20 protein-coding genes and 1 tRNA gene are annotated in these 21,556 nt (G+C 64.4%); 11 read left to right on the top strand and 10 right to left on the bottom strand.

The annotated features are described in order from the left end of the window. Positions 1–34: 34 nt before the first annotated feature. From HBJ55_RS07775 to HBJ55_RS07765, 3 genes are all read left to right on the top strand, one after another. Positions 35–862 (top strand): hypothetical protein, encoded by an 828-nt coding sequence (locus HBJ55_RS07775; protein ID WP_167112774.1) that lies wholly within the window; start codon positions 35–37, stop codon positions 860–862. Beyond that, complete coding sequence (locus HBJ55_RS07770; protein ID WP_167112772.1) at positions 859–1,980, top strand: hypothetical protein; 1,122 nt, start codon at positions 859–861, stop codon at positions 1,978–1,980. The genes HBJ55_RS07775 and HBJ55_RS07770 overlap by 4 nt, the downstream gene beginning before the upstream one ends. 125 nt (positions 1,981–2,105) lie before the next feature. Further along, positions 2,106–2,182 (top strand) — tRNA-Arg (locus HBJ55_RS07765). A 5-nt stretch (positions 2,183–2,187) separates the two neighbouring features. Here HBJ55_RS07765 and HBJ55_RS07760 read toward each other — a convergent pair. Then, on the bottom strand, positions 2,188–2,412 hold the full coding sequence (locus HBJ55_RS07760) for an amphi-Trp domain-containing protein (RefSeq protein ID WP_167112770.1): 225 nt from the start codon (positions 2,410–2,412) through the stop codon (positions 2,188–2,190). Positions 2,413–2,565: 153 nt separating this feature from the next. Between HBJ55_RS07760 and HBJ55_RS07755 the strand changes: the two genes are divergently transcribed. Next, complete coding sequence (locus tag HBJ55_RS07755; RefSeq protein ID WP_167112768.1) at positions 2,566–3,609, top strand: hypothetical protein; 1,044 nt, start codon at positions 2,566–2,568, stop codon at positions 3,607–3,609. A gap of 92 nt (positions 3,610–3,701) precedes the next feature. Here the strand turns inward: HBJ55_RS07755 and HBJ55_RS07750 are convergent, their stop codons facing one another. From HBJ55_RS07750 to HBJ55_RS07730, 5 genes are all read right to left on the bottom strand, one after another. Beyond that, positions 3,702–4,460 (bottom strand): M15 family metallopeptidase, encoded by a 759-nt coding sequence (locus tag HBJ55_RS07750; RefSeq protein ID WP_206022350.1) that lies wholly within the window; start codon positions 4,458–4,460, stop codon positions 3,702–3,704. 5 nt (positions 4,461–4,465) lie between these two features. Further along, positions 4,466–5,743, bottom strand: coding sequence for a TRAP transporter large permease (locus tag HBJ55_RS07745; RefSeq protein WP_167112766.1), 1,278 nt, complete (start codon positions 5,741–5,743; stop codon positions 4,466–4,468). After that, positions 5,740–6,231, bottom strand: coding sequence for a TRAP transporter small permease (locus HBJ55_RS07740; RefSeq protein ID WP_167112764.1), 492 nt, complete (start codon positions 6,229–6,231; stop codon positions 5,740–5,742). The genes HBJ55_RS07745 and HBJ55_RS07740 overlap by 4 nt, the downstream gene beginning before the upstream one ends. Before the next feature lie 58 nt (positions 6,232–6,289). Next, positions 6,290–7,333 carry a TRAP transporter substrate-binding protein DctP gene (gene dctP, locus HBJ55_RS07735; RefSeq protein WP_167112762.1) on the bottom strand — a complete coding sequence of 348 codons (1,044 nt, stop codon included), beginning with the start codon at positions 7,331–7,333 and terminating at the stop codon, positions 6,290–6,292. Positions 7,334–7,451: 118 nt separating this feature from the next. After that, positions 7,452–8,396 carry a LysR family transcriptional regulator gene (locus HBJ55_RS07730; protein ID WP_167112760.1) on the bottom strand — a complete coding sequence of 315 codons (945 nt, stop codon included), beginning with the start codon at positions 8,394–8,396 and terminating at the stop codon, positions 7,452–7,454. A gap of 195 nt (positions 8,397–8,591) precedes the next feature. Here HBJ55_RS07730 and HBJ55_RS07725 point away from each other — a divergent pair, with 195 nt between their 5' ends. Then, positions 8,592–9,329, top strand: coding sequence for a FadR/GntR family transcriptional regulator (locus HBJ55_RS07725; protein WP_167112758.1), 738 nt, complete (start codon positions 8,592–8,594; stop codon positions 9,327–9,329). 79 nt (positions 9,330–9,408) lie between these two features. Here the strand turns inward: HBJ55_RS07725 and HBJ55_RS07720 are convergent, their stop codons facing one another. The 4 genes from HBJ55_RS07720 to yiaK form a co-directional block, all read right to left on the bottom strand. Continuing rightward, positions 9,409–10,935, bottom strand: a complete 1,527-nt coding sequence (locus tag HBJ55_RS07720; RefSeq protein WP_167112756.1) for a tripartite tricarboxylate transporter permease — start codon at positions 10,933–10,935, stop codon at positions 9,409–9,411. Between the two features lie 5 nt (positions 10,936–10,940). After that, positions 10,941–11,468, bottom strand: coding sequence for a tripartite tricarboxylate transporter TctB family protein (locus tag HBJ55_RS07715; RefSeq protein ID WP_167112754.1), 528 nt, complete (start codon positions 11,466–11,468; stop codon positions 10,941–10,943). A 103-nt stretch (positions 11,469–11,571) separates the two neighbouring features. Then, complete coding sequence (locus tag HBJ55_RS07710) at positions 11,572–12,543, bottom strand: Bug family tripartite tricarboxylate transporter substrate binding protein (protein WP_167112752.1); 972 nt, start codon at positions 12,541–12,543, stop codon at positions 11,572–11,574. 123 nt (positions 12,544–12,666) lie between these two features. Beyond that, positions 12,667–13,686, bottom strand: a complete 1,020-nt coding sequence (yiaK, locus tag HBJ55_RS07705) for a 3-dehydro-L-gulonate 2-dehydrogenase (RefSeq protein ID WP_167112750.1) — start codon at positions 13,684–13,686, stop codon at positions 12,667–12,669. A 210-nt stretch (positions 13,687–13,896) separates the two neighbouring features. On the opposite strand from yiaK, the gene HBJ55_RS07700 reads away from it, so the two are divergent. The 6 genes from HBJ55_RS07700 to dgcA all read left to right on the top strand — a co-directional run bounded on the left by HBJ55_RS07700 (position 13,897) and on the right by dgcA (position 21,400). Beyond that, entirely contained in the window at positions 13,897–14,214 is a 318-nt protein-coding gene (locus tag HBJ55_RS07700) for an NIPSNAP family protein (protein ID WP_167112748.1), read from the top strand. Positions 14,215–14,231: 17 nt separating this feature from the next. Beyond that, complete coding sequence (locus HBJ55_RS07695) at positions 14,232–15,890, top strand: thiamine pyrophosphate-binding protein (RefSeq protein WP_167112746.1); 1,659 nt, start codon at positions 14,232–14,234, stop codon at positions 15,888–15,890. Between the two features lie 292 nt (positions 15,891–16,182). Then, the gene (gene gbdR, locus HBJ55_RS07690; RefSeq protein ID WP_167112743.1) at positions 16,183–17,340 is read left to right on the top strand and encodes a choline metabolism transcriptional regulator GbdR; all 1,158 of its coding nucleotides are present in this window, start codon (positions 16,183–16,185) and stop codon (positions 17,338–17,340) included. Positions 17,341–17,607: 267 nt separating this feature from the next. Next, positions 17,608–18,585, top strand: coding sequence for a dipeptidase (locus HBJ55_RS07685; RefSeq protein ID WP_167112741.1), 978 nt, complete (start codon positions 17,608–17,610; stop codon positions 18,583–18,585). 186 nt (positions 18,586–18,771) lie between these two features. After that, positions 18,772–19,317, top strand: coding sequence for a DUF5943 domain-containing protein (locus HBJ55_RS07680; protein ID WP_167112739.1), 546 nt, complete (start codon positions 18,772–18,774; stop codon positions 19,315–19,317). Between the two features lie 10 nt (positions 19,318–19,327). Beyond that, positions 19,328–21,400, top strand: coding sequence for a dimethylglycine demethylation protein DgcA (gene dgcA, locus HBJ55_RS07675; protein ID WP_167112737.1), 2,073 nt, complete (start codon positions 19,328–19,330; stop codon positions 21,398–21,400). The last annotated feature ends 156 nt before the right edge of the window (positions 21,401–21,556 follow it).

The raw sequence follows: 21,556 nt of genomic DNA, 5'->3' as shown, positions 1-21,556 counted from the left end.
CGTAGCGTTGACCCGCCACTCGCATGAGGGGGCCATGAGCGAGCGGCGTTACGCCGCCTGGCGCGGCATCTTGTATCGGCATGGGCACGTCGTGCTGGCAGTCGTCGGGCTGCTGGCGTGGTCTCGGTTGACGCCGGGGCTGGCCGGCATGCTGTTGCTGCCGGCCTGGTCGGTCGCCGGTCAGTTGATCTTCGCCGGCAGCTTCGAGGCCTCGCGGCTGCGGCGCAGTGCCTGGTTGGGCCAGTACCTGCGTGAGTCTTCGCCCTGGCACCGCCGGTTACGAGGCGGGCTGATCATGATTCTGAGCCATCAACTGCTTGGCCTTCTGCTGGCGCTGCTGTTGCTGGTGCAGCTCCGCCTGCTCTCGCCGGTTGCCTGGCCGGCACTGCTGCTGGCAGCGCTGGCGCTGGGATGGTTGCAGGCCTCCCTGCGCCGGCGCATGGCGCGGCACGTGGTCGCCGCCTACATCCCGTCACTCACCCGCCGCCTGTTGGTCTGGCCCGTCGGTGGCCTGCTGGCGCTGCTGCTGATGCTTTTGGCGCTGTGGTTGCCACAACCCTATCTGATCGGACTAGCCTGGGAGGAGGCCCTGGTGCGGCACGTCTCCACCGCAGCGGGAGGCTCGTTGCTCGGCTTCTTCGAGCGCCTTGCCCAGGCCTTGGAACTGTCGCAGTACTGGGCGATGCAGAATGCCGCGACCCGAACCGGGATCGATGAATGGATGGTGCTGATCGGCTGGCTGGTACTGTTGCTGTCCCAGAGCGCCTTCGCCTGGGCGTGTGTCAGGCTGCTGGTGGGCGTCGACGCCCTGCGCGATTGGCTGACGCAGTGGCCCGAGAACGGACGGGAGGGATCCGCATGACGACACGCGTCGGCACCATATGGCGCTTGCCGGTAATAGCCTGGATCCTGGGCCCGTTGCTGGCGACGCTGCTGCTGCTGGGCCTCGCCCTGGCCTATTACCTGCTGCAGTCGCGCAGCGAGGCACCGCTTTTCCGGGTCGTGATCGACGGTGAAACGCTTACCCTAGACGCCGAGACCCATGCCGACCTGGGGCGGGAACTGGGCGAACTCGCCGCCGGCCTGGACCTGCGGTTGCGCCAAGAGATGCAGCTCTGGCTCGATGCGCGTTTGGACACTACCTTCGCCCCGCTCGATGCTGCGGTGCCGGAGTACCTCGATTGGCATTTCTCACTGCGAGGCAGCTACATGCGACTGGCGATGGCGCTGTCGGGTGGGCTGGACGAGTGGCTGCAGGCGCAACTGACCGAGCGATTGATCGAGCGCAGCGGTTTCGAGGCTGCACTGGAAGAGCTCGAAGCCGATTACGCCACGCGTCTCGAGCAGGCCCAGCGGCGGTTGGGGCAGGGGATCGCCCTGACGCTCCATGCTCGCTACGGCGAGCGGCAGGCGAGCGCCACTGGGTCACAGGAAATACACGAGATCGATCTCGACCTGGCATTGCAGCACGCCTTCCAGGACCGCAGGGACGAGATGCGTTGGGGAACGGCTGCCGCAGGGGGCGCTCTTGGCCTCACTATCAGCCGGGCGCTTGCCCATCGCCTCATGGCGGGTGCGGCGATGCAAGGGTCGAAAGCCGTGGCGGGGCGGATCGTGGCGCGCCTGGGCGGTCATGCGACGCGCTCACTCGGCAGTGGAGCAGCGGCCTCCGTGGCCACCTCCCCGACCGGCCCTGCAGCGCTGCTGGCTGGTGCCACCGCCACGGCAGTAGCCCTGGCCGGCTTCGCCGGTACGGAATACGCAATGCTCAAGGCTGAAGAGCATCGCTTTCGTGGTGCCATGGAAGCCGAATTGGCCGGCGAGGTGGCGCGTGCACGGGCCGAGGTGCGCTATGCGCTCGAAGCCGATGCGACCCGCCGGGCCGAGGCGCTCGAGCGCTACCTGGCGGATGCTGCACGCGACGCCGAGACGGTCGGTGAGGTGCCGCAGGCGTACCGTATCTTCGACTCTGGCCGCTGAGCTTGGCGGGAAGGCTGCCAGGCTGGACAGCGCGGGCGCTGACGGTTACGATGTTGGCCGTTTCTCGGTGGCAACACGCTGCCGGCGTGCGGGACCAACAAGGTTCCCTGCGCCATCTTGCATAAGCGCCCGTAGCTCAGTTGGATAGAGTGTTGGCCTCCGAAGCCAAAGGTCGCAGGTTCGAATCCTGCCGGGCGCGCCAAGAATTTATTCCCTCTTCCATTTGATCTGAAACTCTATTTCCTCTTCGTCATCCGAACGCTCGTGTTCGATGGTGAACTCTGCACGTGCCGGCACATAGATTCGTTCACCGGCTATCTGGATATCGAAGCGCCCGCCACTCTCGATGGTATCTGCCAGGCGGCGTAGCTTCGCGACGAACTCGGCTTTTGAGTAGCCCTTTTCAACGTCCCGTTCTGCCTTGGTTGGCATATATTTCCTTCCTTTCGTAGTGATCGTAAGGCTAACCCAGTCTAGCAGGTGGTGGGCACTGTCCGCTCGGCAGTGGCAACGGCATCTTGCGGATTCGACCCATGGCTCGGGGACAGGCTAAGCTGGATCGAGCACACCGAGGAGAGGCCTGCCATGCCGAGCGCCAGCATTCTGCAACAAGGCACCATCCGCTGCTTTCCCGTCGGCCTCCACGATGATGTGGGCAAACCGGTCAATGCCGAGGTCTCCGCCGTGGTATACGACGGCAAGCGCCTGATCTTGGCCAGCGACAAGCCGATCCCAGGCGAGGATCGTTCAGCGGTATTCGCCCTGCCCATGACCCCGGAGGGGCCGGACGATACACAGCTGGAATACTTCACAACGCCGCTGATCAAGCAGGCAGTCAAGTACGAAGACTTTGCCCTCACCGCCGACAGCCGCCATGTTCTGGCGACCACCGGGTTCGACCGCATCGATGACGCCAGCCACGACCTCAATGCCTACAACCATCTGCTGATATGGCCGCTGGGCGAGCCGGATAAGGTGCAGGCCGTTGATCCGGATCCGCGTGACGGCGTGGAGGGATCGCTGGAGCTGCGCAACAAGCTCGACGCGGCGATCGGCTTTCCGTACTACAAGATCGAAGGGCTGGCGGCGATACCGGGCGAGCGCGGAGATGGCCTGTTGCTCTTCGGCCTGCGTGAGCAGGGTAAGACGCACGACGACTTCAGCTATGTCAGCCGGCTGGTGGGAGCGCACTACGAGATCAGCCAGACGGGCAACCTCGTCTTCATCGACGAGATGCGCGAGTTCTATGCGTTTGATCCCGGGCATCATGAGGGGGTGAGGTTCGAATGCGGCTTGTCCAGCCTGGAGTACGATCCCTACCATGCCCGGCTCTACTTGCTGACCAGTTTCGAGACGGAGCAGAACGGCAAGCCTTGTATCGGCGGTTACCTTTGGGTGATGAGTCTCGACGATCTACGCGCCGGCCGGCTCCCGAGACTGGTTACTGCAGCGGATGGCTCGCCGCTGGAGTTCGAGCATAAGGCGGAAGGCCTGGCGGTTCTGGATCACGAGCGCATGTTGGTCGCCTACGACAATGATCGTCACCTGGGGTTGGGAAGCATTGACGAACGCGATGAGCGACACGCCTGTGAAGCGCCTTTTACCTTGCTGCGCATGAGCTACCCGTAACGCTGTGAACGCTAGCGCAGGCATCTGAACTGGTGTGTCACCCATTCGAAGCCCCACGGTTTTCATGCCGTGGGGCTTTTTCGTTGCCGCACTCAGCCCAGCTGTCTGCGCCAGCGATTCTCGATGGTGTCCAGCTCGGCGGGGCCATAGAAGGCCTCAGCGTGGCCGCCGTAGTGGGCCCACAGCTGATCGCCCAGGTCGTAGTGCCACCACTCGCTGGGCAGGTTGGTGAAGCCCTGCCTGGTCATCACGCTATGCAGCAGCCGGCGATTGTCCCGCGCGCTGCGCTGCGTCAGGCTGAGCGACGCCAGTCGTTCGAAGTGGTCGCTGTGCGAGGCGGGCAGCGCCTCGTCGAACAGCGTGCCCATGTCCAGCGGCAGGCCGTCGGCATCGCACAGGGTGACGTCCACGGCGCCGCCGGTGAGGTGCGGACTCGGCGCGGTCGGGTCGCGGCTCGGCAGCGAGACGAACTCGCGGGTACGCTCGAGCAATTGCTCCTCGCCAAGATCCGGGTGGTGCAAGTGGATCGCCTCGTGCAGCGTGTCGAACAGGTATTGTTGCACCCGCCAGGGGCGCCAACCGTCGAGCACCACCAGGCCGAGGCCCTTGGGCAGCGCCCGGGCCGCGGCGAGCAGCGCCTTGTAGACCCCCTCGCGTACGAAGCACTCCGGCACCGCACCGGGTATGCCCAGCCGGGCATAGGCGGGAAACACCTTGAGCGGCGGCGGTGCCAGGCTCATGGGCACCAGGCGTTCACCATTGTCGCGTATCGGCAGTCGGCTGACCGACTCCCAGCCGGGAAACGGCAGGCTGGGTACGGCCTCGGGTTCAGGCAAGCTATGGCGGGGCATGAAAGCTATCCAATGGCAGCGGGCAGCCAGAGCGTCAGCTGCGGAAAGAGAATCAGCAGGAGCAGTACGCCGATCGCCGTCAGCACGAAAGGCCAGATGGTGCGGAACAGCGCGGTGATCTCGATGCGGCTGACGGCGGCGGCGACGAACACGCAGGCGCCCATGGGCGGCGTGATCAGGGCGATGGTGATGTTGAGCGTGATGACGACTCCCAGGTGCACCGGGTCGATGCCCGCCATCATCGCCACCGGGGCGAAGATCGGCGTCAGCAGCATCAGCGCCGACACCTCCTCCATGAACATGCCGGTCACGAAGGTGATGGCGCTGAGCAGCAGCAGGATCAGCACGGCGTTGTCGATGTAGGGCGAGAGCAGCGAAACGAACTGGGCCGGCACCTGGGCGTAGGAGAGCAGCCAGCTGATGGTGGCCGAGGCCGCCATGATCAAGAAGATCGCCGAGGTGAGCCGGGCGGTGTCCAGCAGTGCCCGCCAAAAATCTTGCAGGCGCAGCCCGCCGAGCAGAATACCGCACAGGGCGACATAGAGCGCCGTCAGCGCGCCGGACTCGGTCGGCGTGACGAAGCCGAGCACGATGCCCGCGACGATGATGAATGGGGCGATCAAGGCGGGAAGGGCGGTCAGGGCCGCGAGGCCCAGCTCGCCGAGCCGCGGCAGGCCGCCGCGCTTGGGCAACCCGTGGCGCCAGGCATGCCAGGCGTTCATGCCCATGAAGGCGAGGCCCAGCAGCAGCCCCGGTATCACGCCGGCGAGGAACAGATCGCCTACCGAGGTGTTGGTCAGCGAGGCATACAGGATCATGAAGATGCTGGGCGGGATGATTGGCCCGATCAGCGAGCTGCCGGCAGTGAGCCCGGCGGCGAAGGCGCGCGTGTAGCCCTCCTTCTGCATGGCCGGCACCAGCAGCGAGCCCAGCGCCGAGGTATCGGCCACGGCGGAACCGTTGACCCCGGCGAAGAATACGCTGGAAACCACGTTGACGTGGCCCAGGCCGCCGCGCAGGTGACCGACCAGCAGGCGTGCCAGGCCCATCAGCCGCTCGGTGAGTCCGCTGGCGTTCATCAGGTTGCCTGCCATGATGAACAGCGGAATGGCCATCAGCGAGAAGACGTTGATACCGCCGAAGAACTGCTGCGGCAGCATGCGTGGGATCATTCCCGGGTCGACGAACAGAAAGCCGACCACGGCGGTGGTGAGCAGGGCGAGGAACAGCGGCAGGCCGAGCAGCACATGGGCGAGGAAAACCGCCAGCATGGTGAGGATCATGCGGCCTCCTCGGTGATCGTCGGCAGCGGTGCCGGTCCGTACCACAGGGCATGCCAGGCGAGCAGGGCGAAGCCCAGCGGTAACGACATCAGCGGTACCGTGCGGCTGACGCCGAGCCCCGAGGTGGTGAACATGCCCACCGACAGGGCATAGCGGTGGCTGAACCAGGCGCCGCCCAGGGCCAGGATCAGCGTCAACAGCCATTGATAGACGTTGAGTGCGCGCGCCAGGCCGCGCGGCAGCAGACTCTCGATCAGCGCCACGCGCATATGCCCTCCCTCGATCCACACGGCACCGGCGGCGAGCATCACCGTGGCGATGATCAGGAAGCGTGCGAGTTCATCGGTCCAGATCGGCGCCCCACCGGCCAGGTAGCGCATGAAGACGCCGTAGAGAATGGCCGCCAGGTTGATCAGCAGCAGCGTGGCCGCAAGCGTCAGTGTGAGTGTCCGGCTCACGGCCAGCACGCGTTGGCGAAGCGAAGGCATGGAAACTCCGGCCGTCACGGCGAGGGCCGGGTGGCCCTCGCGACATTGCAGGGTGGGTTCAGTCGAGCAGCTCGGTCATGCCGGCATCCTCCAGCGCCAGGTCGACCCAGCGCTGGTCGATGCCACGCTCGCGCAGCCACTCCAGGTAGGCCGGCTGGCCCACGTTACGGAAGGCGGCGATATCGTCCTCGGAGGGGCGAATCACTTCCATGCCCTGCTCTTCGAGGAAGGCGATGCGCTCCTCCACCTTCGCCTCGTTGTGCTCGCGGGCGTTGCGGTTGGCCTCGGCCACGGCGTCGAGGAAGGCCTCGCGGGTGACATCGTCCCAACCCTCCATCATCTCGGCGTTGCCCACCAGGAACTGATTGGAATACTGGATGTTGGCCAGGGTGAGATAGTCCTGCACCTCGTAGAGGCTGCCCAGGATGATGTACATCGGCGGGTTCATCTGGCCGTCGGCGACGCCGGTGCGCAGGGCCATGTAGACTTCCGTCCAGGGAATCGGCGTGCCCGAGGCGCCGAAGGACTCGTAGAGCGCCACCTGACTCGGGTCCATGGCGCGGAAGCGCAGGCCCTCGAAGTCGTCGGGATGGGTGATCGGCTTCTGGTTGTTGGTAAAGGCGAGGAAGCCACCCTCCTCCACCACGGCCAGCATCTCGACCCCGGCCCGCTCGCGCAGGGCGGCTTCGACCTCGTTCCAGTACTCGCCCTCGTCGAAGAAGGTGCGTGCCGCCTCGAAATCCGCGAACAGGAAGGGAATGGCGCTGACGAAAATCTCTTCGACCAGGGGCGACACGCCGGCGAACGAGGCCACGTTGAGGGTCGGCGTGTTCATGGTCTGCTCCATGCGATCCTCTTCCTCGCCGAGCATGCTGTTGGGATAGAGTTCGAGCACGAGTTCGCCGTCCGTCTTTTCCTCGACCAACTCCTTGAGGTTGGTAGCGAAGACGTGAACGGCATTTTTGTCCGGGTCGGGGGCGCCGTTGTAGCTGAGATTGATGCTGGTGGCCGCGGCCGCCTGGGTGGAGCCAGCCACCAAGGCACCAGCCACAAGGCCGACGGAGGCAAATCCCTTGAGCGCAGAGGGAAAGATGCGGTTCATGGTTGTTCTCCTTGTGTTGTTGTTCGGGGCAAAGGCCACTGCTTCGCCCTGAAGCGAGGCATTCCATTAGCAGACTAGAAATTGAGGCGTTGACTATGCAATACCGCAAGTGTTGCCTTTAAGGCAACGCGTGCTGGTTCCGGGCCAGCCTCGGCGCATCGCCCCGAAAGAATCGCATGCCCTGGTGCAGGTGTTCGACGCAGGCCTTGGCCGCCACGGTGAGCTCGCGGCCCTCGAGGCTGACGATCTGTGCCCTGGCGCCGTTCATGATCGGATAGGCCATGGGCAGGGCAAGAATCTCGCCGCGCTGGATCTCGTCGCTTACGGTCAGCTCGGGCATAAAGGTCACGCCGATGCCGGAGCGCACGAAATTCTTCAGCACCGCCACGGAATTGGTGTGCAGGCGGGCGTCGAGATGCACGCGCTCCTGATGGGCCACCATGTTGACCATCTGGCGCATGCCGAAGGGGTTGTCCATCAGTGCCAGCGGCGCCCCTTCCAGGTCACGCAGGCGAACCGGCCGGGTCAATTCGGCCAAGGCGTGACCCGGCGGCACGATCAAGTCCAGCGGCTGGCGGGTTTCCACATGAGCAAGGATCAGGGGGTCGACGGGTGGCGCATAGAGCAGCGCCAGGTCGACCTCCATGTCCTTGAGCAGCGACATCGCCTCGTTGACGCCGGCCATACGGATCTCCACGTCGATCCCGGCGAAGGCGGACATGAAGGCCCCGAGCGGCGCCGTAATCAGATCGGCGATGAAGCCTTCGCCCACGGCAATGCGGACCTCGCCGCGGGCCAGGCCCTGGATGGCCATCAACTGCGACAGCACGGCTTCTTGGGCGGAGCGCTGGGCATGGAAATGCTTGACCAGCAGGCGTCCCGCCTCGGTGGGGCGCATGCCGCCCCCGTGGCGCTCGCACAGCCTGACGCCGAGGTCTTCCTCCAGTGCTTTGAGCTGACGACTGATGGCCGAAGCGTCCACGCCGAGCCGGGCGGCAGCTCGGCGCAGCGAGCCCTGCCGAATCACTTCGTTGAGATAGGCAAGGGCGCGCTGGCTGAACATGGGGGCTCCTTCAAGAAGATGAGTGAGATGTTATCCGTTCGCCTCGAGGGGCGTGGCATGGTGGTGCAGAAAATAATATGATGTATGACTAATTATTCGGCGAACGATACGCTCGACTCATGCTGGCGCTCAAGCTGGCGTAGTATGAAGTAAAAGGGATGAAGAAAAGAGGAGTCCATTGCTCAGGGTAGCCATATGACAATCGATATTTCGGATCTGAACGTTCAGAAGGTCTCGAAGCAGGGAAGCCTCCCGACTCACGTCGCCGATAAGCTGGAAGCACTGATTCTGAAAGGGGAAATAAAGGTCGGCGACAAGCTGCCGACCGAGGCTCGCCTATGCGACTCGTTCGGTGTCAGCCGCACAGTGATTCGCGAGGCGGTAACCCACCTGAAGTCCCTGGGTCTGGTGGAGACGCGGAGGGGAGTCGGCACGACGGTACTGCGGGCCACCGCCATCGAAGCTCGCCCGGCCGAGAGGATCAGCCCCACCACGATCGAGGACATCCTGCATGTGCTCGAGCTCCGGCTGTCGCTGGAGCCGGCGGCAGCGGAGCTGGCCGCCTTGCGGTACGACGAGGAGGACCGCCGCAACCTGGAAGCCAAGCATGCCGCATTCATCAAGGCGCATGCCGAGAAATCCCAGGCACGCGTGGAGGATTACGAGTTCCACTACGCCATCTTCAAAGCCGCCAAGAATCCCTTTTTCCTGCAACTCTACGCTCAACTCAGCCAGAGCATGATCCCGCGTGCCAAGCTGCTGGCAGTCGACATCAACCGGGCCGCTGCGGAGCGCTACATCGGGCGGGTCAAGGAGGAACATGGCTATATCCTCGAAGCCATCCTGTCCCGCGATGAGGAAGCGGCAAGGGAGACCATGTATCAGCATCTCAACCGCTCGTGGAATCTCTACAGGAATTACCTGGAGAGCTAGAAGCGCTCGGGCCGAGCCGGGAGAAAGCACTGGCGGAAAACAAGACAGCGCCGGGGGCCGGCGCTGAAGGAGGGGGCAGTCAGCTGGCGACGCCTTTTATGACCGGTGTCTTGGGCTTGCGAACCACCATGAAGTAGTAGAACACAGCGGTCAGCAAGAGGAAGAAAAGGCTGTCGGGGCTGGTGAGGAAGACCATGGGGTTGCCGTCGTTGATGGACAGGGCCCGGCGGCAGTACTCCTCGAGACTGGGTCCCAGCACGAAACCGAGCAGCAGGCAGGCGATGGGGTACTTGTGCTGGCGCAGGACGTAGGCCAGCACGCCGAACACCAGCGCCAACGCCATCTGGAAGGTGGAGTAGGTCGCCACGTAGCTGCCGACCAGTGCGATAACGGCGATGCTGGAGTACAGCACGTCGCGTCGAATCGACACGATGCGCACGAAGTAGGGGCCCAGCAGATAGAGCGTCAGCGGCACGAGCACCAGGGCGCTGACGAGCAGGGCCGCGAACATCGGTGCCACCAGATGCAGCTGGGTATCGAGGAACTGGGGGCCCGGCTGCAGGCCGTTGATCACCAGCACCCCGAGCACGATGGCCGTGGTGGGGTCGCCGGGGATGCCGAACGAGAGCATCGGCACGAAGGCGCCGCTGCACATCGAGTTGTTGGCCCCTTCGGCCGCGGCGATGCCCTCGCATGAGCCCTTGCCGTAGCGCTCGGGATGTTTGGAGCTGCGCATGGCTTCGGCGTAGGAGACGAAAGCGGCCATCGAGCCGCCCGCACCGGGCAGGACGCCGATGGCGTAGCCGATGACGGCGGACTTGATATAGCGGTAGACGCCGATCTCGCGCACTTCGCTGAGCGGCGGGATGAAATCCCGGCGGCGAATCCTTTCGGCCTTGACGGTATCGGCATCGACGGTACGCCGCCCGCCCTTGCGCGCCTGCACCAATAGCTCGCTGATGGCGAAGCCGCCGATGACCAGGGGCATGATGTCGATGCCCTGCATCAGCGTGCTGGTGCCGAAGGTGAAGCGTGGCACGGGTTGCATCACATCGATACCCACCGTAGCGACCATGACGCCAAGTGTCGTGGCGACCAGCCCCTTGGGGATGGAGTCGCGTTGGGAAATGACGATGACGATCAGCGCGAAGGCGATCAACGAAAATTTCCCCGGCGTACGGATCAGCAGTGCGGCCTCGGCCGCCATGGGCGCGACCACCATCAGCAGGACGGCGCCCAGGGCGCCGCCGATCATGGAGGCCAGCGCTGCATGCCCCAGCGCCTTGGCCCCCTCGCCGCGCTGCTGCATCGGATAGCCCTCGATCGCGGTCATCATCGAGGCCGGGGCGCCGGGGATGTTGATCGTGGTGGCGGTGATGCTGCCGCTACACATGCCCGCCATGAAGATGCTGGCGCAGGCCACGAGCGCCGAGGTCACATCGAGGCTGTAGGTCAGCGGCAACAGCAGGGCGATGGCCAGCATCGAGGTCAACCCCGGTACGGCGCCGAAGAAGGTACCGATCAGGTAGCCGCCCACCATGTAGGCGAACACCTCGGGCTGTAGCAGGGTGGCGAATCCGTTGAGTAGTTCTCTGAAGTAATCCATGACCGTTACGTCCCTAGCGTGGGCAAGCGAACCTGGAAAATAAGCTCGAACAAGGCGTAACCGAGCAGGGTGATGAGCAGGGCCGCGCTAATCTTCACGATCCAGGCGCGACCTCCCTTGCCGGGGCGGGGATTGCCGAACAGGAACGTCAGCAGCAGTACGTAGAGGAACGTGGAGACGCTGTAGCCGATGATCGAGAAGACGCCGATGTACACACCGGTCGCCAGGGTGACCCACAGCGCGCCGAAGCGATTGAGGGCCGGCACTCCGGCTTCGGCTTGCGTCTCGGCCGCTGCGGGAAGGGGCGTGTCGACCGTTGCGGTCTTGCCGCTTCCGCTGCGTCCCTGCCAGATCACGATGCCGATCGAGAGGTACATGATCACGGCGAGCACGACCGGGAAGAACGATGCCGTAATGTCGCCGCTCTTGATCGGCGGCATCATCTGCAGGGCTTCCACGAGATAGATCGTGGTGACCGCCAGCAGCAGAGCGGGCACGATCCACTTTCCGCTGAACGCGTGGGGGAGCTTCAAGGTTTCACCTCTCCTGGCTGTGGGCATAGCCCCGCCGCGCGGAGGCACGGCGGGGGCGACATTCCTGGTTTGGCGCGAAGCGCGAGGCACGCGTCGGAGTGGCCTAGTCGAGGATGCCCTGCTCCTGGAGCTCCTCCATGGTGGCGAAGATCTCCTCCTGCGTGGTGCCGACCCACTGCGTGACTTCATCGCGTCCCAGCCAGTTCGGTGTTACCCCGACGTCGACCAGCCAGTCCTGGAATTCGTCGCTCTCGTAGGCTTGCTGGTAGGCCGCTTCCAGCTCGTCCAGGATCGGTTCCGGCGTACCGGCCGGCGCAGCAAGGATGATGAAACTGCCCATCTGGATGTCCAGGTCGTGTTCGGAGGCGGGCGGCACGTCCGGGAACGACTGGCTCTGCACGTCGGTGAATTCGATCAGGCCACGTGCATCGCCGCCCTCGATGAGCGAGGCGAAATCGCCCAGGCTGGTGAGTGCAAGGTCGATCTCGCCGTTCAGCAGCGCTTCCTTCTGCGGGGCGGCGCCACCCGGATAGGAGATGATCTTGAAGTCGGCGTCGGTCGCATCCATCAGCTGGAGCAGCGTCAGGTGGGTGCGCGCCCCCATGTTCTGGATGCCGGCGCGAATGTTGCCAGGCTCGGCCTTGGCCGCCTCGATCAGCGCCTCGAAGCTGTCGTACTCCGAGTCGGCCGGCACGATGATGGCGTCGGGCTCGCTGGTGATGCGCGCGATCAGGTCCATCTCTTCGGTGCTGTAGCCCGGCAGCATGTCCTGCCACGGCACGGTGATGACGCTGTCGTAGGTCAGTGCACCGAGGGTATAGCCATCGGCCTTGGCGTTGATCAGCTGGATCAGACCATTGCCGCTCATGCCGCCTTCGATGTTCTCGACGTAGACGGTGCCGGACAGCGGCTCTTCCGCCAGGTCGGTGATCTTGCGCACGATGCCGTCGGTGCCGCCACCGGCGCCCCATGGCACGATCATGCGGATATCGCGGGTCGGGTAATCCTCCGCGGCGTTGGCCGTGGCGGTCACCAGCGTCATGGCACAGGCAAGACCCAGGGCATTCTTGAGCATAGTGATACTCCTCTTGTTCTAGGGTGTCGTCGTTTCGCTGTCGTCAGGGGCGGCGTCCAATGTGGCGCCATCCATCTCTCTGCATGACTGCTGTTGCGTGATCCCTGTTACGTGAAGGGGGCGTCACTCTTCGAGCGCGAGGATCTCGCTCCAGATCGCGTCGTCGACCTCCACGACCGCATCAGGCGCATGCCTGTCTCGTCGCCTCTGCTCGTCGGTCGCCTTGCCCGGCCAGCGCACGGGAGCGCCCCCCTCGTCCGGTGCGGCCGATGCCAGGTGGGCGGTGATGCCCTCCACCAAGTGGCGACAGAACTCGTGTCCGCCCATATGGCGGGGGTCGAAGAGCATGAAGACCTGGCAACAGCCGGTGCCGCTGCCCCGCTGCAGCTTGTCGATCTCGTGGCTGGGCCGGCCCTGGGCCAGCAACGCCGCGAGTGCATCGAGCAGGATGGCCAGGCCGGAGCCTTTCCAGTACCCGGTGGGCAGAATACGCCGCGTGGCTTCGATCGCTGCGGGCTCCCGAGTCAGCTCGCCCTGAGCGTCGAAGCCGCCGTCGACGGGGAGCTGCTTGCCTTGTTGACGCAGCGTCTGGAGCTTGCCGTAGGAGAACTGCGACATGGCCATGTCGAGCACCAGCGGGCTCTCGCCCGGCACGCCCAGCACCAGCGGGTTGTTGCCGATGCTCTGCTGCGATGAGCCCCAGGCCGGCATGCACGATTCCGTATTGGTCCACATCAGCGCGGCATAGCCGCGCTCCACGGCATGCCAGCCATAGCTACCGCCGCGCATCCAGTGGGTGGTGTCACGCACGGCAACGACTCCCATGCCGTGCTCGTCGGCCAGCGCCATGGCGCGTTCGGTGGCCTGCATGGCGTTGCGAACTCCAATGCCGAAGTGGCCATCGTGGACCTCCAGCGCGCCCAAGGCGTGTACCCGTTCCAGCGTGGCGCTGGGATCGACCCAGCCGCGGCGAACGTAATCGACGAAGCGAGCGATGCGACCGACGCCATGCGAGGCGACGCCATCCCAGGTGCTCTCGGTATGGATGCGGGCGCAGAGTTGTGCATCGGCACTCGACAGTCCGACGCGCTGCAGAACGCGTTCCAAGGTATGCATCAGTGTGGAAAAGGGAACCGCCGTCATTGTGTTGTTTCCATTAAGTCATACATCATACAAATAACGTAGCGGCCAAGTGCAAGCTGAGATATGGACCTTTAGTCGCAGAAAGCCTGTATCGAGTTTTCCTTTCGAATCGAAGAAACACACAGGGGTTGCAAATAGTAATACATAGTATGTATTACTAGGACCGCGGTTCACCGATCCCGAAACGTCAATCCGAAAGAGGTCGTTATCATGTTCGTCGATCTACGTACCTACACGATGGTCCCGGGCCGTCTGAACGCTTATCTCGAGCTCTACGAGCGCGAAGGGCTGCCGATCCAAAAGCGCCATCTGGGTAATCTACTAGGCTATTTCGTTACCGAAACGGGGGAGTTGAATCAGGTCGTGCACCTGTGGGGCTACGAGAGCGCTGCGGATCGAGATGCTCGTCGCTCCGCCATGGAGAAGGACCCCGACTGGATCGCCTACCGCAAGAAGAGCGCCGAGGCGGGCAACGTCCAGCACCAGAGCAACAAGCTGCTGCGCCCCACCCGCTTCTCCCCCATGTGAATACAACGAGGTGCCTCATGGCTGGCTCGCACGAGGAACAGGTCCCGCGCACGGGTGCGCAGGTGCTGGTCGATGCATTGCTGAACAACGGAGTGACACAGGCCTTCGCCGTGCCCGGCGAAAGTTATCTCAGCGTACTGGACGCGCTCTACGATCATCGGGAGCGCCTGAAGCTGGCCACTTGTCGGCATGAGTCGGGGGCGTCCAACATGGCCGAAGCCTACGCCAAGATGACGGGGCTGCCGGGCATTTGCTTCGTCACGCGCGGACCGGGGGCGTGCCACGCCAGCATCGGCGTACACACCGCGCACCAGGATTCGACGCCGATGATCCTGTTCATCGGCCAGGTCGCGCGTCACATGCGCGAGCGTGAGGCCTTTCAGGAGATCGACTATCGCCAAATGTTCGGCCCGGTGGCCAAATGGGTCACCGAGGTCGACGATGCCAGGCGTCTGCCGGAACTACTGGCGCGCGCCTTCCAGACAGCGATTTCCGGTCGCCCCGGCCCGGTGGTCGTCTCGCTGCCCGAAGACATGCTCGATGACATGGTCCGCGTCGAAGACGCTCCGGCGGCGAGTCGCATCCCCATCGCTCCCGATCCGCAGTCGCTGGTGCGTGTCTCCGAAGCCCTTGAGGAAGCGCAGCGTCCGGTACTGATCGTCGGCGGTGGTGACTGGAGCGCTCGGGCGGGGGAGCACCTGCGCCAGTTCGCCGAAGCGCATCAGGTGCCGATCCTGGCCTCGTTTCGCTGCCAGGATTTCGTCGACAACGATTCACCGGCCTATGTCGGGCGCCTCGGCCTGGGCGCGTCGGCACAGGCCAACGCGCTGGTGGAGCGAGCCGACCTGGTCATCGCGCTGGGCGCCAGGCTGGGCGAGGCCACTACGCAGGGCTATACCCTGCTGGCGTCGCCACGACCGCGACAGCGGTTCATCCACGTGCATGCGGATATCGGCGAGCTGGGCCGGGTCTACCACGGCTTGTCGATCAACGCGACCTCGCCGGAGTTCGCCGAAGCGCTGGCAACGCTATCCCCGCGGGGCGAGATGGCGCGCCGAGCCTACCTGGCCCAGGCGCGGCAGGCCTTCGAGGCTTACGCCAAGGTCGAACCCGGCGAGGGTGAGCTGGACATGCAGACCGTGGTGGCGACGATCGCCGATGCCCTGCCCAAGGACACGATCCATGCCAACGGCGCGGGCAATTACACCCTGTGGCTGCAGCGCTACCTGACGTTTCATACCTTCCGTTCGCAGTTGGCGCCGACCAGCGGTGCCATGGGGTATGGCTTCCCCGCGGCCATCGGCGCCAAGCTGGCCCACCCTGAGCGCAGCGTGGTCGCCTACGGTGGTGATGGCTGTGCGTTGATGAGCATCCAGGAGCTGGCGACGGCTCACATGCTGGGGCTGAAAATCCTGTTCGTGGTCGTCAATAACGGCAGTTACGGGACGATCCGCATGCATCAGGAGCGTCGCTTCCCAGGGCGAATCTCGGGAACCGAGCTGGCCAACCCCGACTTCGCGGCTCTGGCCCGTGGGTTCGGGCTGCATGGCGAGGCCATCGAGCGCAACGACCAGTTGCCCGAGGCTTTGGCCCGTTGCCAGGCTCATGCGGGATCGGCGCTGCTGGAAATACGCATGCCCACCGATACCCCTTATGCCACGCCACCCAAGGCTTGAAGGAGCCGCCCGATACGCTTGCCCTCACCCCCTCTCACCCATTCTTGCTCACAAGCGACGCTCATCGCACCTGGCTGCGACACCGGAAGGCCGCCTGACTGGCGGCTTCGTGACGAATGACCGATTTTTAACGTATCCGAGAGCGACATATTGGAATATCTTGGAGGTCAGGCTTGCCTGATCGCGACACCTAAAAGGCACGGATCCAAGCCCGACCCATGACCCTGACACAGCACCCTGACGGGTAAAACATGCCGATAACCATAACGATACACGGCATTGGAGTATGACTATGGCCACGTCCAACTGGACTTCGTCCCCAACCCAGACCTCGTGCAAGGAACCGGCTCCCCAGACGTTGGGTTTCCTGCTGTTGGAGAACTTCACCCTGTTCTCGCTGGCCTCGGCCATCGAGCCGTTGCGCATGGCCAACCAACTGGCCGGGCGCGAGCTGTATCGCTGGTTCACGCTGAGCGTGGATGGCGGGCCGATCTCGGCCAGCGATGGGCTGCAGGTCACCCCTGACGGTGCCATCACCATGCCACTGGCACTGGACATGGTCATCGTCTGCGGCGGTGTGGGGCCGGCTCGCGCCGTGCAGCGCGAGCACGTCAGCTGGCTTCAGTCCCAGGCGCGTCTGTCGCGCCGGTTGGGCGGTATCTGCACCGGTAGCTGGGCGCTGGCCAAGGCGGGACTGCTGGACGGCTACGAGACCAGCGTGCATTGGGAGTGCCTGGCGGCGATGCGCGAGTCGTTTCCCCGCACGGTGCTGACTACACGGCTGTTCTCCATCGACCGCGACCGGGCTACCGCTTCCGGCGGCACCGCGCCGCTGGATATGATGCTGACCCTGATCGGGCGCGAGCATGGCCGTGAACTCTCGGCGGGCATCTCCGAGATGTTCATCTGCGAGCGCATGCGCGGCGAGAACGACCATCAGCGGGTGCCGCTCAAGCACGTGCTGGGTACCACCCAGCCCAAGCTGCTGGAGATCGTCGCGCTGATGGAGGCCAACCTGGAGGAACCCATCGCGCTCGAGGAGCTGGCCGCATACGTCGATGTCTCGCGCCGGCAGCTCGAGCGACTGTTCCAGAAATATCTGCACTGCTCGCCGTCGCGCTACTACCTCAAGCTGCGTCTCACCCGGGCGCGCCAGTTGCTCAAGCAGACCTCTATGTCGATCATCGAGGTCGCCTCGGCCTGCGGCTTCGTCTCCACACCGCATTTTTCCAAGTGCTACCGGGAATTCTTCGGCCTGCCGCCGCGGGAAGAGCGCCTGAACATGAGCCCGCTGCGGCCCCCCGTGCTACCGGGCCAGGCCGCCGGCAGCTTGCTGCTACAACCGGTCGCCTTCCAGCCAGTGCCGGAGCAGCCGATCTCGGCGGCGCTGGTGGCGCTCGACCAGGCCCGCGGCGAGCCGACCTACGCCAGCGTGCGCCTGGATCATTGACCTGAACCACTGAAGCGGCGGCCCGCAGCCATCGCGGCATGAGTCGTCGCTTCTCTCCCGCTTCGCTGTCGTCGTCCCCGTTGCCGCGGGTGACAGGCATTGTCGCGCCCACGTTTCCCTGCGTATCCGGGCGGCAATGCTGCGCCGTTCGTCGCAGTCACGACAGAAATGACGTTTTTGGGATTACCGCCGTCGCTTCCAGAAGTCGGGGTAGGCCTGGCCGGCGCTATGCTGCCATCAGTCAACCCCGATCCGGAGCACGACCCCATGACTCCCCAAGACCTGCACGACGACGCCATCGTCATCGACGGCCTGATCATCGCCAAGTGGAACCGCGAGCTGTTCGAGGACATGCGTCGCGGTAGGCTCACCGCGGCCAATTGTACCGTCTCGGTGTGGGAGGGTTTCCAGGCCACCGTCAACAATATCGTCGCCTCCAACCAGCTGATGGCCGAATGCAGTGACTTGGTGCGTCCGGTGCGCACCACCGCCGACATCACCCGGGCCAAGGAGGAGGGCAAGACCGGCATTATCTACGGTTTCCAGAACGCTCACGCCTTCGAGGACCAGATCGGCTACGTCGAGGTGTTCAAGCAGCTCGGCGTGGGCATCGTGCAGATGTGCTACAACACCCAGAATCTGGTGGGCACCGGCTGCTACGAGCGCGACGGCGGGCTCTCAGGCTTCGGCCGCGAGATCGTCGCCGAGATGAACCGCGTCGGCATCATGTGCGACCTGTCGCACGTCGGCGCCAAGACTTCCGAAGAGGTAATCCTCGAGTCCAAGAAGCCGGTCTGCTACTCCCACTGCCTGCCCTCGGGCCTCAAGGAGCATCCGCGCAATAAGTCCGACGAGGAGCTGCGCTTCATCGCCGAACACGGCGGCTTTGTCGGCGTGACCATGTTCACCCCCTTCCTGCGCGCCGGCATCGACGCCACCGTGGACGATTACGTCGAGGCCATCGAGTACGTAATGAACATCGTCGGCGAGGACGCCATCGGTATCGGTACCGATTTCACCCAGGGCCATGGCAAGGACTTCTTCGAGTGGCTGACACACGACAAGGGTTACGCCCGCCGCCTGACCAACTTCGGCAAGATCGTCAATCCCGAGGGCATTCGTACCATCGGCGAGTTCCCCAACCTGACCGAGGCCCTGCTGCGCCGTGGGTTCAGTGAAACTCAGGTGCGCAAGATCATGGGCGAGAACTGGGTGCGTATCTTGAAAGAGGTATGGGGTTCTTAACCGGTCCGCGGGCCTATTGCGCTTGCGATTACTACGTTGCGAAGTCGTTCGAAATGCTCATGGACAACAGTCCACTCCGCTTTCTCTCGACTTCGCGCCTTGTTCTCGCTGCGCTCATGACGGCCCGGACTCATTCGTGAACCAAATCGCCAGCGCCAAGAACAACGATTTTTGAGGAAAAAGACCGTGACCAAGATGGCCCCTGAACTGCCCATCGAGGTGGATAGCGAAACCGGCGTGTGGACCACCGACGCCCTGCCGATGCTCTACGTGCCGCGCCACTTCTTTATCAACAACCACACCGCCGTCGCCGAGGCGCTGGGTGTGGACAAGTACGCCGAAATTCTCTACCGCGCCGGCTACAAGAGCGCCTGGCACTGGTGCGAGAAGGAGGCCGAACTGCACGGCCTGGCAGGCGTGGAGGTGTTCGAGCACTACATGCTGCGGCTCTCCCAGCGCGGCTGGGGCAAGTTCGTGACCGAGGACATCGACCTCGACGCCGGCACCGCCCGGGTACGCCTGGAGCACAGCGCCTTCGTCTACCAACTGGGCAAGACGGGGCACAAGGAGGAGTACATGTTCACCGGCTGGTTCGCCGGCGCCATGGACCAGATCCTCGCCGCACGCGGCAGCCAGCTGCGTACCGTTGCCGAGCAGACCCAGAGCGCCGCCGAGCCCGGCTGCGAAGTGGGCATCTTCACCGTCAAGCCGCTGCCCGACGCCCGGGGTTGAGGAGGTTTCCATGGCATTCGACGCGATTTTCGAGCCGATCCAGATCGGCAAGCTGACCATCCGCAACCGTGTGGTCAGCACCGCTCATGCCGAGGTGCACGCCACCGACGGCGGCATGACCACCGAGCGCTACGTCAAATACTACGAGGAGAAGGCCAAGGGTGGCTGCGGCCTGTGCATCTGCGGCGGCTCCTCGGTGGTTTCCATCGACAGCCCCCAGGGCTGGTGGAGTTCGGTGAACCTCTCCACCGACCGGATCATTCCGCACTTCCAGAATCTGGCCGATGCCGTGCACAAGCATGGCGGCAAGATCATGATCCAGATCACGCACATGGGTCGCCGCTCGCGCTGGGACGGCTTCGACTGGCCGACCCTGGTATCGCCCTCGGGCATCCGCGAGCCGGTGCACCGCTCCACCTGCAAGACCATCGAGGAGGAGGAGATCTGGCGCATCATAGGCGACTTCGCCCAGGCTGCGCGGCGCGCGAAAGAGGGTGGCCTGGATGGCGTCGAACTCTCCGCCGTGCACCAGCACCTGATCGACCAGTTCTGGAGCCCGCGGGTCAACAAGCGTACCGACCAGTGGGGCGGCAGCTTCGAGAACCGCATGCGCTTCGGCATGGAGGTGCTCAAGGCGGTGCGCGCCGAAGTGGGCGATGACTTCGTCGTCGGCATGCGTATCTGCGGCGACGAGTTCCATCCCGACGGCCTGACTCACGACGACATGAAGCAGATCGCCGCCTACTACGACGCCACCGGCCAGGTCGACTTCTTCGGCGTGATCGGCTCCGGCTGCGACACTCACAACACTCTGGCCAACGTCATTCCCAACATGTCCTACCCGCCGGAGCCTTTCCTGCACCTGGCGGCGGGCATCAAGGAAGTGGTCAACGTGCCGGTGATCCACGCCCAGAACATCAAGGACCCCAACCAGGCCCAGCGTATCCTCGAAGGCGGCTACGTCGATCTGGTGGGCATGACCCGCGCGCATATCGCCGACCCGCACCTGATCGCCAAGATCAAGATGGGTCAGATCGACCAGATCAAGCAGTGCGTCGGTGCCAACTACTGCATCGACCGCCAGTACCAGGGGCTCGACGTGCTGTGCATCCAGAATGCCGCGACGTCCCGTGAGTACATGGGCCTGCCGCATATCATCGAGAAGAGCGAAGGACCCAAGCGCAAGGTCGTGGTGGTCGGCGGTGGTCCCGGCGGCATGGAAGCGGCCCGCGTCGCCGCCGAGCGCGGCCACGACGTGACCCTGTTCGAGGCCGCAGAGGCCCTCGGCGGACAGATCACCATCGCCGCCCAGGCCCCGCAGCGCGACCAGATCGCCGGTATCACTCGCTGGTATCAGTTGGAGCTGGCGCGCCTTGGTGTCGACCTGCGCCTGGGCACCCGTGCCGACGAGGCGACTCTCGAGGACCTGCGCCCCGACGTCGTGATTCTCGCCACCGGTGGTCAGCCTTTCCTCAGCCAGTTCCCGGAGTGGGGCTATTCGGAGAATCCCGAGGAGAGCCTGGTGGTCAGCACCTGGGACATCCTCTCGGGCAAGGCGGCGCCGGGCAAGAACGTACTGATCTACGACGCCATCTGCGAGTTCTCCGGCGTTTCGGCGGCCGACTATCTGGCCGACAAGGGCGCCAAGGTCGAGATCGTTACCGACGATATCAAGCCCGGCGCGGCGGTGGGCGGGACCACCTTCCCCACCTACTACCGCAGCCTCTACGAGAAGGAGGTGATCATGACCTCCGACCTGATGCTGCACAAGGTCTACCGCGAGGGCAACGGCCTGGTGGCGGTGCTCGAAAACGAGTACACCGGCGCCCTGGAGGAGCGGGTGGTCGACCAGGTGGTGGTGGAGAACGGCGTGCGGCCCGACGAGGCGCTCTACCTTGCGCTCAAGGAGCGTTCGCGCAACCGCGGCCAGGTGGATCTCGAGGCGCTCTATGCCGCCAAGGCACAGCCCTGCCTCTCCGAGGAGGGCGACGGTTATCTGCTGTTCCGCCTGGGCGACTGCACCGCGCCGCGCAATACGCATGCGGCGATCTACGACGCCCTGCGATTGTGCAAGGATTTATAGCCGCGAGTGGTCTGGTGTAGGCCGAGGGCATGCGCAAGCCGCGCCTTCAGCGATTCGCCCGAGTCGAAACGCCGCAACGCGGTTCTGCCGAAGGGATTCGGCAGAGGCGTGGGGGCCAGGGATGGCCCTTCCACACCGTGACCGCAGGTTGCCAGT

Origin of the sequence: Billgrantia bachuensis (assembly GCF_011742165.1) — a bacterium.
GTDB classification, from domain to species: Bacteria; Pseudomonadota; Gammaproteobacteria; order Pseudomonadales; family Halomonadaceae; genus Halomonas; species Halomonas bachuensis.
This window is presented reverse-complemented; position numbering and strand designations above follow the sequence as displayed.

Bases quoted from the DNA above. Each gene is read 5' to 3' on its own strand.
- HBJ55_RS07755 (WP_167112768.1), top strand. From the start codon at position 2,566: ATGCCGAGCGCCAGCATTCTGCAACAAGGCACCATCCGCTGCTTTCCC.
- HBJ55_RS07720 (WP_167112756.1), bottom strand. From the start codon at position 10,935: ATGGATTACTTCAGAGAACTACTCAACGGATTCGCCACCCTGCTACAG.
- HBJ55_RS07695 (WP_167112746.1), top strand. From the start codon at position 14,232: ATGGCTGGCTCGCACGAGGAACAGGTCCCGCGCACGGGTGCGCAGGTG.
- HBJ55_RS07770 (WP_167112772.1), top strand. From the start codon at position 859: ATGACGACACGCGTCGGCACCATATGGCGCTTGCCGGTAATAGCCTGG.
- HBJ55_RS07685 (WP_167112741.1), top strand. From the start codon at position 17,608: ATGACTCCCCAAGACCTGCACGACGACGCCATCGTCATCGACGGCCTG.
- HBJ55_RS07730 (WP_167112760.1), bottom strand. From the start codon at position 8,396: ATGTTCAGCCAGCGCGCCCTTGCCTATCTCAACGAAGTGATTCGGCAG.
- HBJ55_RS07750 (WP_206022350.1), bottom strand. From the start codon at position 4,460: ATGCCCCGCCATAGCTTGCCTGAACCCGAGGCCGTACCCAGCCTGCCG.
- dctP (WP_167112762.1), bottom strand. From the start codon at position 7,333: ATGAACCGCATCTTTCCCTCTGCGCTCAAGGGATTTGCCTCCGTCGGC.
- HBJ55_RS07745 (WP_167112766.1), bottom strand. From the start codon at position 5,743: ATGATCCTCACCATGCTGGCGGTTTTCCTCGCCCATGTGCTGCTCGGC.
- yiaK (WP_167112750.1), bottom strand. From the start codon at position 13,686: ATGACGGCGGTTCCCTTTTCCACACTGATGCATACCTTGGAACGCGTT.
- HBJ55_RS07740 (WP_167112764.1), bottom strand. From the start codon at position 6,231: ATGCCTTCGCTTCGCCAACGCGTGCTGGCCGTGAGCCGGACACTCACA.
- HBJ55_RS07725 (WP_167112758.1), top strand. From the start codon at position 8,592: ATGACAATCGATATTTCGGATCTGAACGTTCAGAAGGTCTCGAAGCAG.
- HBJ55_RS07710 (WP_167112752.1), bottom strand. From the start codon at position 12,543: ATGCTCAAGAATGCCCTGGGTCTTGCCTGTGCCATGACGCTGGTGACC.
- gbdR (WP_167112743.1), top strand. From the start codon at position 16,183: ATGGCCACGTCCAACTGGACTTCGTCCCCAACCCAGACCTCGTGCAAG.
- HBJ55_RS07775 (WP_167112774.1), top strand. From the start codon at position 35: ATGAGCGAGCGGCGTTACGCCGCCTGGCGCGGCATCTTGTATCGGCAT.
- HBJ55_RS07700 (WP_167112748.1), top strand. From the start codon at position 13,897: ATGTTCGTCGATCTACGTACCTACACGATGGTCCCGGGCCGTCTGAAC.
- HBJ55_RS07760 (WP_167112770.1), bottom strand. From the start codon at position 2,412: ATGCCAACCAAGGCAGAACGGGACGTTGAAAAGGGCTACTCAAAAGCC.
- dgcA (WP_167112737.1), top strand. From the start codon at position 19,328: ATGGCATTCGACGCGATTTTCGAGCCGATCCAGATCGGCAAGCTGACC.